The organism is Dolichospermum sp. FACHB-1250 (assembly GCF_014696335.1).
GTDB lineage: Bacteria > Cyanobacteriota > Cyanobacteriia > Cyanobacteriales > Nostocaceae > Dolichospermum > Dolichospermum planctonicum.
This window is the reverse complement of the sequence record NZ_JACJPZ010000084.1, coordinates 1-11,090: the sequence shown is the minus strand read 5'-3', so window position 1 is coordinate 11,090 and position 11,090 is coordinate 1. Positions and strand designations below refer to the sequence as shown.

Below are 11,090 nucleotides of genomic sequence, written 5' to 3'. Positions count from 1 at the left end.
GTGTACCTCAGTAGTTTCCGGTATTATGAAGTACAGTAATGATAAAACTCTTGTGGTGCGGGCATCTTGCCCGCATAAGGTGTACCTCAGTAGTTTCCGGTATTATGAAGTACAGTAATGATAAAACTCTTGTGGTGCGGGCATCTTGCCCGCATAAGGTGTACCTCAGTAGTTTCCGGTATTATGAAGTACAGTAATGATAAAACTCTTGTGGTGCGGGCATCTTGCCCGCATAAGGTGTACCTCAGTAGTTTCCGGTATTATGAAGTACAGTAATGATAAAACTCTTGTGGTGCGGGCATCTTGCCCGCATAAGGTGTACCTCAGTAGTTTCCGGTATTATGAAGTACAGTAATGATAAAACTCTTGTGGTGCGGGCATCTTGCCCGCATAAGGTGTACCTCAGTTGGGTTTCACTTCGTTCTACCCAACCTACAAACCAAAAACCTAACCCAAAACGAAATTCACCAACTTACCAGGAACAACAATCACCTTTTTAACTTCCTTTCCTTCAAGATAACGCTGTGCCACCTCTGACTCCCGCGCATATTTTTCCAACTCTGCTTGATCAGCTTTTGCAGGAACTTGAATAGAACCGCGAGTTTTACCCATAATTTGAATTACCAAAGTAATTTCATCAACTATCAAAGCCGCAGGATCAAAACTTGGCCAAGGTTGGGTATGGACAGAATTTTTATGCCCTAATAATTGCCATAATTCATCACCAATATGTGGTGCAAAAGGCGCTAACATAATCACCAAAGTTTGCATCCCTTCCCCATAAACTGGGGAATTATGACAATCAGCATCAGTTAACGCATTACTTAACTTCATCAATTCCGAAATAGCCGTATTAAATTGATATTCATCCTGCACATCTTCGGTAATTGCTTGAATAGCAATATGAATGAAGCGACGTAAATCTTTTTCCGCTTTATTTAACTTATCAACTTCTGCTTTTTGCTGACAAACTCCCGCAGATGCGTAATCTGTAACCAACCGCCAAACCCGATTTAAAAAGCGAAATTGTCCCTCAACATCAGCCTCATCCCATTCTAAATCTTTCTCTGGAGGTGCTTTAAATAAAATGAACATTCGCGCTGTATCAATACCATATTTATTAATCACATCTTCCGGCGCAACACCATTACCTTTTGATTTGGACATGGTAGCATATAGCTTTTGTAAAGGTTCGCCAGTTTGCGGATCTACAGGATTATTAGCATCAACTAAATGCGAAGGAATCCATTTATCCTTACCACCTTTTTTCGGGTTCATGTAAGTTAAACCCTGTACCATGCCCTGAGTTAATAACTTTTGAAATGGTTCATCAAAGTTAAATAAACCTCTATCTCTCAATACTTTAGTGAAGAAACGCGAATACAATAAATGTAAAATTGCGTGTTCAATTCCCCCTACATATTGATCTACTGGCATCCAATCATTTACTTTACCAGAATCAAAAATCTTTTCTTCATTTTTGGCATCAGAATAACGCAAGAAATACCAAGAAGAATCAATAAAAGTATCCATTGTATCGGTTTCCCGTTTCGCAGGAGTACCGCAAGTTGGACAGGTGACATTTACCCAACTTTCTAATTGTGCTAAAGGTGAACCACCACGGCCACTTAATGCAATTTCTTCTGGTAATTGTACAGGTAAATCTTTTTCTGGTACGGGGACAATTCCACATTCGGGACAATGAATCACAGGGATAGGTGCGCCCCAATAACGTTGTCGAGAAATCAACCAATCTCTGAGGCGATATTGTACTCTTAATTTACCAAAGTTTTGTTGTTCGGCAAATTCAATAATGGCCTTTTTTGCATCTATAGAATTCATCCCATTGAAGTCACCAGAATTAACTAAAATGCCCGCTTCTGTATAGGCTGATTTTAAAGTTTCCTCTGCACCAATTTCCGGGACAATCACCACTTTAATTGCTAAATTCTGTTCTTTGGCAAATTTGAAATCTCGCACATCATGGGCTGGTACACCCATTACCGCACCTGTACCATATTCATAGAGTACATAATCTGCAATCCAAATCGGTACTTCTTCCCCGGTAAAGGGGTTAATAACTTTACCCCCCGTGGGAATACCCCGTTTAGGTTTGTCTTCCGCAGTCCGTTCTAACTCACTTTGGTTGCTGACTTCCTTGATAAAGGCTGCCACCGCTGCTTTTTGGTCTGAAGTTGTCACCACTTGAGTTAAGGGGTGTTCTGGGGCTAAAACGACGTAACTCACGCCATAAACGGTGTCGGGACGGGTGGTATAAACGGCGATTTTTTCATCTAAGCCGACAATCGGAAATTCTAAATAAGCACCGGTGGATTTTCCTATCCAGTTGGCTTGCATTAATTTAACTCGTTCTGGCCAACCTGTGAGTTTATCTAAATCATTTAATAATTCTTCTGCGTAGTCGGTAATTTTGAAAAACCATTGACGCAATAATTTACGTTCTACTATTGCTCCACTACGCCAAGAACGTCCTTCATTATCAACTTGTTCGTTTGCTAATACAGTTTGATCAATGGGATCCCAATTAACTGCCGCTTCTCTTTGATAAGCTAAACCAGCTTCTAAAAATTGCAGAAAAATCCACTGTGTCCACTTGTAGTAATCAGGAGAACAGGTAGCAACTTCACATTCCCAATCTAAGGATAAACCCAGACGTTGTAATTGTTGCCGCATTTGGGCAATATTTTGATATGTCCATTTGGCAGGGGGTACACCTCTATCAATGGCGGCGTTCTCTGCGGGTAGTCCGAAGGCATCCCAACCCATTGGATGTAATACACGATACCCTTGCATCCGTTTGAGGCGAGCGATTACGTCTGTAATTGTGTAGTTACGGACGTGACCCATGTGCAAGCTACCGGAGGGATAAGGGAACATGGAAAGCGCGTAGAATTTTGGCTTATTTTGGTCTTGAGGCGTTTTGTCTAAGCCAAGTTCTAACCATGTTTTTTGCCATTTTTCCTCAATTGCGGCTGGTTGGTATGATGTTTTTTGGGGGGACTCCACAATTAAAACTCCTAATGCTGTTACCTAATCTCGCTATTGTGGCATAATTTAGATATAATTTTTTCTCACGCAGAAGTGCAAAAGTAAGAGTTTTGAGAATTAATTTCAGCGAAGTTGATACCTCAATTTAGGAACGCGGCCTTTTTATGGAAATTTCTAAGGTCGTTTTTACACGCCTGAATGCGTCCGCTAAACGACCTATTTCATCCTTGTATTCATTCTCAAAATTAGCATCCATGTCGCCTAAACTCACGGCCTCTGCAACTTGAGTGATTTGATTAAGAGGTCTAACAATATGTTGTTTCAGCCAGAGGTTGACTAACGATATGGATATAGCAAAAATCGCCATAAAAGTTCCTAGAATGATCAGAAAATTTTGCTTGGTAATTTTATCAACTTTATCAGCAGGGACGTAAATAATTTTAGTGCCGATAACTTTATCTAATTCCCAGCCAAATCCGTTATTACCAGTATATACACCTTGTTTATATAAAGCCTGTAATGATTGAGGAGATGTTTCCAAACTGGTATGACAACTCAAGCAACTAGTTTGAGACTTTTCAATTATGATAGGACGGGCTGTATAAAAATAGCGCTTGTTTTCCCCATTCATGGTGAGATAACCTTCAGCTATATTTTTCCCCTTTGGTTTATATTGTTGGCTTAATTTCTCGATAATCTTGATCTCATTTTCGTCAGCTTTATCCTTGATATTTGTCGGGTTAATCATCGCATTTCTATAACGATATTCACCATACTTATCTTGAATAGCATTGGTAAAAATATCAAATACCTTGACCATAGCAACAGAAGGAATTGCTTCTATTAACATTTTCTCTTCTGATTGCTTTTCTAATAAGGGAGTCACTCTCTCCGCGTTATATTTCCGAATAGCGTCCACAGTTGAAATCAGTAAATTAGCTTGTGTATTTACTTCATTTTCAGCATTTCCCAGCAGAATATTATAATAAACCACACCGCTAACAATAATCCCACTCAGAAAAATTGCAAGCATGAGGGTAGTTAGTTTCTTGCTGAGGTTAAAATTTTTGGGTATTAGTGCCAATATTTTCATTATTCACCCCATACAACACGAAAACCAAACAGGTTACAACCGCAAAAACCGGCATCTGCATAAAAACGAAAAGAGGAATGGCAATTTTCAGAAGGAATGAACCAAGATCCTCCGCGCAGCACTCGTCTATTATTGCTATTATTTAGCCACACACTACCATCATCAGGGGCGTTTATATAATCTTCATGCCACCCGTCTTCGCACCATTCCCATACATTGCCACACATATCATATAAACCGAAAGGGTTGGCGGGAAATTTTCCAACTTCTGTGGTTTTTCCCTGATATTTACTATCATAATTGGCTAATTCTGGGGAAATTGTTTTCCCAAAATAGAATGCTGTGGTTGTTCCTCCACGACAGGCATATTCCCATTCTGCTTCACTAGGTAAGCGATAGGCTTTATTTGTTTTTTGCGAGAGTCTGGCACAAAATTCTTGGGCTTCATACCATGATAGACCCTCAACAGGTAAATTCTCACCTTGAAACTGTGATGGTTCAGGTTCTAAATTAATGTTTACTTTGGGTAAAGCCGCTACAATTCGCCATTGTTTTTGTGTGATTGGATATTTACCCATGAAAAACCCATAAACTGTAACTTGATGTTGTGGACTTTGAGATTTGTCGTAACCTTCCTCATTTTCTGGAGAACCCATTATGAAAGTTCCTCCGGGAATATTTACCATTTCTAGAAATACACCATTTCCTATGTCTTCCGTAAAATACTTCCCACTTTTAGGAATATATTTAATTTCCGGTTTTCTTACAAGACCCAGTAATTGACTTTTTAAACTTATCTCAGCGGTTTCAAACTCAAAAGTTTTTAACTGATAACCAAATTTGTTTTTTTCTGCTTCTGCTTCTCGCTGTTTTTGATATTCTGCTTCTTTACCAGATGTAATTTCTAACTCAATAGATGCTACATCTTCATCTCTCAAACCTAAAACATCTTGGCGATAATCTTTTAATATCTTCAAAGTTTGTTCATTTAAAGGATATTTCTGCTCGACTTCTTCTGCAAAATATTGTTGGTAACTTTTTAAATTTACTAACCGTCTCCGAAAAGGTTCTAAAACTTCTCTTTCTATTTCCTTGGCTACTGCATCTGTAATTCCCAAAGTTTTCCGTTTTTCTGTTAGAACTAAAATAGCAACTTTTTTTAGTTCACCATTTTGAGTATATTTTTCAACTAATTTACGATACTCTACTTCTGGATTTTTAGGAGTATAAGCCAATAAAATATCATATCCTTCCTTATCCAGAATAATATCTGGTTTCATATTAGGTTTTACAGCTTGGACTTTTGCTTTAGCGTAAGCGTGTAGTTCTTGAATATGAATTTTACCATCACTATCATTATCTGCTGCACCTGTCTCAATTCCCTCAACTAAATATTGAGTATAGAGTGAAAGTGTTGCACCTTCTTGTGTAAAAGAAGTTTGAGTTGCACCAGAAGATGTCATCACAACTCGTCCTTCTGCACCTAATTGTTTTTTGATATCTACACCAAGACTTTTTGTGTGCCAACCATTAGCAAAAGCACCACTGTAACAAGCATCTAAAATTAAAACTTGTCGTTTAGAATAACAATTTCTCGACTGCGCTTGAATAAAATTTCCATCTACAGCGGTAGCTTCAAAATTATCTTTAGCCGTATTGCAAGTTGCTAAATAGAGATGATTATCGTCATTAATCATCCCATGTCCAGAAAAAAAGAATAATAATAAGTCCTCTTTTTCTGCATTTTTAAACAGATTGAGAATTGCTATTCTCATAACTTCTGAATTAGGGTTGAGTAGTTTTTCTACCTGTGTAAAGTTTCCTAAGTTCGGATTTTTTAAAACTCGTTCCATAGCCTCTACATCATTGAGCGCAGATGATAGGGGTGGGATATTTTCACCATACTCGCTAACTCCAATCAGCAGTGCTATTTTTTTAGCCATTGTCACCACCCATTGCAGCTAATAGGTCTTTTGCTATTTTTTCGCTTTCTAGCAGTTCTTGACGGCTTTTAGCCTCGATAATGACTTCTTTATCACCGACCTTGACACTAACTTTTATGGGTTTATCTCCCAAGCGATCGCTCAAAAAGCTGAAAAAACCTTTAATATTTTGTATATTGACTTTAGCTGTAATAAATCCGATTAAAGTGGCAAATCCTGGTTTGCTTCCTGGTTCTGGGTACATATCTTCGCTAAGATATGCTTTCTCCACTTCATCTAAATCTCGCAATTCCCGCAGTAGATTAACGGCTATTTTTTGTCGTCTGTTATCGTCTAATTCTGGGTAATCAACAGCAAAAGTAACCTGAATTGTGCGATCATTGGTCATATTTACCTCCACAGTGCCATTATGTCCTGTTTGCGTCGTCTTAATGGCTATTTTAGTAGTGATCACTGTTTTAGCATACTCTAAGGTAAACTTATGCCAATATTGTCAAATTTATGGAATTGGCAGTAAAATAGAGTATTAGTGGGAGTAAAAATGATTACAAACAGGAAAAAGCCCAAAATTAAGTATACCACTTGATGGCTGGTGGAGCAGTTGTGGTTTATTTATAGTTTATTTATATAAATTATTTATTTAATTGAGGTTATTAACTAGCTTTTATTTGGGGGCTATTGCTGTTTTCGGAATTTCCATGACTGGTTTGTTTAAAGCTACCATTAGAGAAGAATCAGAGGTTGCTGGCTGTGTCATGGTCGGTGTTAATTCTGTCGTTTCTGCCACCTGTAGTATTCTGGATGAGTTACCGGGGAATAAACTGGAAACTGTACCCAGAATACAAGCTGCTAAGGCCGCCCCAGCAAACATCCAGGCCAAGTCCTGGGGTCGGTTAACACGCTTCAATACTTGCTCAATTGTGGTTTCCGATGACTGATTAGTTGGGGGAACAGGTATGTTTTGTAACCCTTGTCTAAGGTTTAATAGTCTCTTGTATAAGCACTTGACGGAGGCATCCGTTGATAACCACTCTTCGACTTGCCTCCGTTCAGTAGCTGTTACTTCGCCATCCAGATAAGCACTTAATAACTCAAAACAGTCGCGTTTTTGCATATCCATATTACTCATTGATTCGTTTTTGCTGCTCAGTAGCAGAAAATATATATTTTCGCTGACAGTCGTTAATACTTCTTAAATTCTGTCAGAGAATTGAGGAAACATGATGTAGATTATATATCTAGATAGCTTTGTAATTGAGTTTGTAATCTAGATCTGGCTCTGGCTATTCTAGATTTCACAGTTCCTAGAGAAACTCCGGTAACTTCGGCAATTTCTTCATAAGAGAGGCCTTCTATTTCTCTCAGGATAATAGTAGTCCGAAAAGCTTCAGGTAAATCCGCGATCGCTTCTCGCAACTGCTCATAAAATTCTCTAGTAGTCATTTGCTCATCTGGACTTGGTGTATCACCGGCAATTTCCCAATCCATTTCACCATCTTCTAGACTCCGGGGAGCATCTAGCGAGAGGGGACTAGCCACCCGTTTACGTTTACGTAATTCATCATAAAACAAATTAGTGGCAATACGACTTAACCAACCCCGGAACTTGGTAGGTTCTTGTAATCGGCCAATATTTCTATAGACACGAATCCAAACTTCTTGGGCTAAATCGGCTCTGTCAGACCAATCAGGGGCTAAATGATATAAAACTCGATCAACTTGGGTTTGATGACGGCGTAGCAGTTCTGCAAAGGCAGCACGGTCTGGACGCAATCCGACTTGACAGCGTAAAATAAGATCGTGGTTTGAGAGTTTGTCAACTTGCACCGATGCTGCTGGGTAGGTGGCACCAACTGTTGACCAGGATACACTAATGGATTGACTCATGGATCGGATTGGCTTTAAATCAAATCACTCTTCCCGATTTGACTGGATAATTAATTAAAAGTTCCCCAAGGGTGACGGGTTTATAATTGAAAGACGGAAATAGGGTAATTGGTAATGGGTAATGGGTAATTGGTAATTGGTAATTGGTAAAATTCACATCAGTTACTAGTTCCCAGGAGATGTCAGGGAGAAATAATAGGCGATAGCAATGGCAAGAAATGAATCTCTAGCGAGTATGGTCATGTTTCTCTGTTTTGGTACAGCAATTTTATCTCTAGCTGTCCACTTGCAAACGACAAGAAAAACAGGAGCAGGGGAGTTAAATTATTCCAGGTCTACAGGGGTCTATCCGCAGGATTCACTGGTGACTGGGTCAAGTGCAATTGCGGCTTCCGTACCTACCTCTCCCCAAAAAGCTGGGACAATTAACTTAGATTCTGATCAGAAACAACCCCAGTCAAGTTTGGCTAGTATTACAGGTACAATTAACAATACAAGCCCACCAGTATCAGCGGCGGACACTACCCAAGTTGTAGTAGATTTAAGCGATCGCCGTGTTTATGTCTCTCGATATGATGAGGTAATAGCTAGTTACCCTATCGCTATTGGTAAAAAGGGTTGGGAAACACCCACCGGCAATTTTCAAGTTATCCACAAGGAACATCATCCCATTTGGCGACATCCCATTACAGGAGCTATCTTTGACGGTGGTACTAATAGTCCTTTGGGGGATAGATGGATTGGTTTTTGGTCAGATGGCCGCAATGAAATTGGCTTTCATGGTACACCAGATGTTGATTTAGTGGGAGCAGCTGTTTCTCATGGTTGTCTGAGAATGCGTAATCCTGATGTACGGATGTTGTATAGCCAAGTTTCTTTAAATACACCTGTATTAGTCCGTGATTGAATTAGGTTCATTTAATTTCCTGGGATTTCCACGGTAATGGATCAATTGATTGTCCGTTTACATACAAACCCCAGTGTAAGTGTGGTCCAGTAGATGCACCAGTTGAACCTACTGCACCAATTTTTTGACCAGCTTTGACAAAATCACCTTCTTGAACATTTATACGACTCAGGTGCATGAAAATACTGACTACTCCCTGACCATGATCAATGCCGATGACGTTACCATGAACCCGGAAGCCTTGGGATACTGTCCCCACTAAAGCAACTCTTCCCGCAGCAGGGGCTGTGACAGATGATCCTGCCGCTCCCGCGTAATCCTGTCCACGATGGTAGTAATCATTCGCAAATACACCATTGTAGTAGCGACGGACACCATATCTAGTGGATGTTCTCCCTGCGTTGGGGGTGAGAAAAACACCGTTCCAGTATTTTTCCGGTGTCTGGAGGGCTTTAAATTCGGCTACTCGCTTGAGTTCATACTCGGTCGCCCCAACCCCAGCTTTACCCGGTGGTAAAGTGATGCGTTGGACTGGGAATTTGCGATCGCGCACTTGTATAGATAGTTTTTGTTCCTGTCCCTCCTCGGAAACTTTAATCGTTCTCACTCCAGCTTTTTCTAAGGGAGTTGTGGGAATAAAGGAACGGTATTGACGGGGTGCAATTTCAAAAGCTGGATAGTTTTTTTCGCCAACTGTCACCGTAGGATTACTAAGACTTTTCTGATCATCCGCCTCAATTAATACTGAAATTGTATCTCCCAATTGGGGATTTTTAGGCATGATCTGTACTTCTAAAGCCTTTGCGGGTAAGCCTAAAGCCATGGGAATGGCAGTAATTATGCCCAAGAGTATCTTAACACGGTTGCTCATTGTCAGAATCAAAATTAAAAGATTAACAGAATAAAAACAGAATAAAAACAGAATAAAAACAGGATAACAACAGTATTTAAGGTTCTTCCTGTGAACGGGGAGAGGTTTAGCAGTCAAAGCCAACCGTTAATTAACCACCTATATTGGGTTTTCTCAACCCAGACTACGCTGAATCATATTGAATTATAGATTTAGCCAAACCAAATTAACCACAGAGGTAGCACTAAAAATAAACCAATAAAGGTTAAAGCAATGCTGCTGGCTAATAAATTCCGATCCAAGTCGTAAACTTCCGCTAAAATCAGTACGGAAAGTCCCGTGGGTGTCCCTGACATGAGTACCAAGACTAAACGCTGTTCCCCAATCATACCCGCATAAGTCGCACCTAATCCTACTAATAAAGGAATAATCAAAACTTTCAAAATACTTGCTATAATGGCAATATCCAGATTTTGATATTCTTTTATTGTTCCTAGTCGCAAACCAACTAGCAACAAAGCGAGAGCAATTACCACCCACACAGCCTGATCTAAACCTGACTCAATCACTGCGGGTAATTGCACAAATTGGGTATTTAACCCAATGAAAAACGTCCACAGACTAGGAACAGTAGCTATATCTCGTAATTGTATCCACCAATGATTTTCAGTGGCTCTCTGTCCAAAATAACTGGCAATTAAGACAGCAATTCCATAAGTACCAACAACATTATTTGTGACGCTAAATAATACCGCCCAATCGTTATTTTCTGGTCCTGTTAGCACTTGTGTTAGTGTTATTCCAACAAAACCCGTATTTCCTAAAATTGTTGCCAAAATAAAACTTCCTAAACTCGCTTTTTTAAAAGATGTAGATACTTCTACGCCTTTCTGCTCTGCCTTGATTTGATTAAACAATTGCCAAAACCACCAAGTCAACAGTGCTAAAACTAAACTTAGTAGTAACACTACTAATCCTATAAATGGTATTAATTCGCCATTTACCGCATTAGTATGACGTGCTAATACTAACAATTGTAGTGGCACTCCTACCCAGTATAGTGACTGTCCTAACCACTTGGCAAATTTATCGGAGCTAAATCGAGATAATATTAGACCTAACCCTATCCAAGTAAATAGGGGAGTATAAGCTTTGAATAGGGTTTCAATCATGATCAAGTGGTTAGTTATTTTTGCCCGCTGTATGAGTAATTATAGTTGCAAATCATGAGTTACAATACTCATTGCTGATAAAAATCACGATTAAAACTAATGATAGGAAATAAAACACAACCCAGAGAATCATTAAATAAAGCCTTGCTCAAAATCAATCCTTTTAGAAATGATATTGAAACTTTCAAAAAACATCTAAAAAACCTAATTGCAAAAATTAACGAATCTG

General features: G+C 39.3%; 9 protein-coding genes. 1 reads left to right on the top strand and 8 read right to left on the bottom strand.

The window, feature by feature from the left end:
• Window positions 1-447 precede the first annotated feature (447 nt).
• The 6 genes from leuS to H6F39_RS19370 form a co-directional block, all read right to left on the bottom strand.
• Complete coding sequence (gene leuS / locus H6F39_RS19395; protein ID WP_190397249.1) at window positions 448-3,027, bottom strand: leucine--tRNA ligase; 2,580 nt, start codon at window positions 3,025-3,027, stop codon at window positions 448-450.
• Window positions 3,028-3,154: 127 nt separating this feature from the next.
• Complete coding sequence (locus tag H6F39_RS19390; protein ID WP_190397248.1) at window positions 3,155-4,042, bottom strand: DUF3365 domain-containing protein; 888 nt, start codon at window positions 4,040-4,042, stop codon at window positions 3,155-3,157.
• A 59-nt stretch (window positions 4,043-4,101) separates the two neighbouring features.
• Complete coding sequence (locus H6F39_RS19385) at window positions 4,102-6,045, bottom strand: SUMF1/EgtB/PvdO family nonheme iron enzyme (RefSeq protein ID WP_190397247.1); 1,944 nt, start codon at window positions 6,043-6,045, stop codon at window positions 4,102-4,104.
• Window positions 6,038-6,499 carry a hypothetical protein gene (locus H6F39_RS19380; protein WP_236097198.1) on the bottom strand — a complete coding sequence of 154 codons (462 nt, stop codon included), beginning with the start codon at window positions 6,497-6,499 and terminating at the stop codon, window positions 6,038-6,040. The genes H6F39_RS19385 and H6F39_RS19380 overlap by 8 nt, the downstream gene beginning before the upstream one ends.
• Window positions 6,500-6,709: 210 nt before the next feature.
• Window positions 6,710-7,159 (bottom strand): anti-sigma factor, encoded by a 450-nt coding sequence (locus tag H6F39_RS19375; protein WP_190397250.1) that lies wholly within the window; start codon window positions 7,157-7,159, stop codon window positions 6,710-6,712.
• 116 nt (window positions 7,160-7,275) lie between these two features.
• Entirely contained in the window at window positions 7,276-7,932 is a 657-nt protein-coding gene (locus H6F39_RS19370) for a sigma-70 family RNA polymerase sigma factor (RefSeq protein ID WP_137909614.1), read from the bottom strand.
• A gap of 202 nt (window positions 7,933-8,134) precedes the next feature.
• On the opposite strand from H6F39_RS19370, the gene H6F39_RS19360 reads away from it, so the two are divergent.
• On the top strand, window positions 8,135-8,839 hold the full coding sequence (locus H6F39_RS19360; protein ID WP_190372369.1) for a L,D-transpeptidase family protein: 705 nt from the start codon (window positions 8,135-8,137) through the stop codon (window positions 8,837-8,839).
• Between the two features lie 7 nt (window positions 8,840-8,846).
• Here H6F39_RS19360 and H6F39_RS19355 read toward each other — a convergent pair whose 3' ends face one another.
• Both H6F39_RS19355 and H6F39_RS19350 read right to left on the bottom strand, forming a co-directional pair.
• Window positions 8,847-9,710: a M23 family metallopeptidase gene (locus H6F39_RS19355; RefSeq protein WP_190372353.1), complete on the bottom strand. Its 864-nt coding sequence runs from the start codon at window positions 9,708-9,710 to the stop codon at window positions 8,847-8,849.
• Between the two features lie 191 nt (window positions 9,711-9,901).
• Window positions 9,902-10,861, bottom strand: a complete 960-nt coding sequence (locus H6F39_RS19350) for an AEC family transporter (RefSeq protein WP_137909611.1) — start codon at window positions 10,859-10,861, stop codon at window positions 9,902-9,904.
• Window positions 10,862-11,090: the final 229 nt, after the last annotated feature.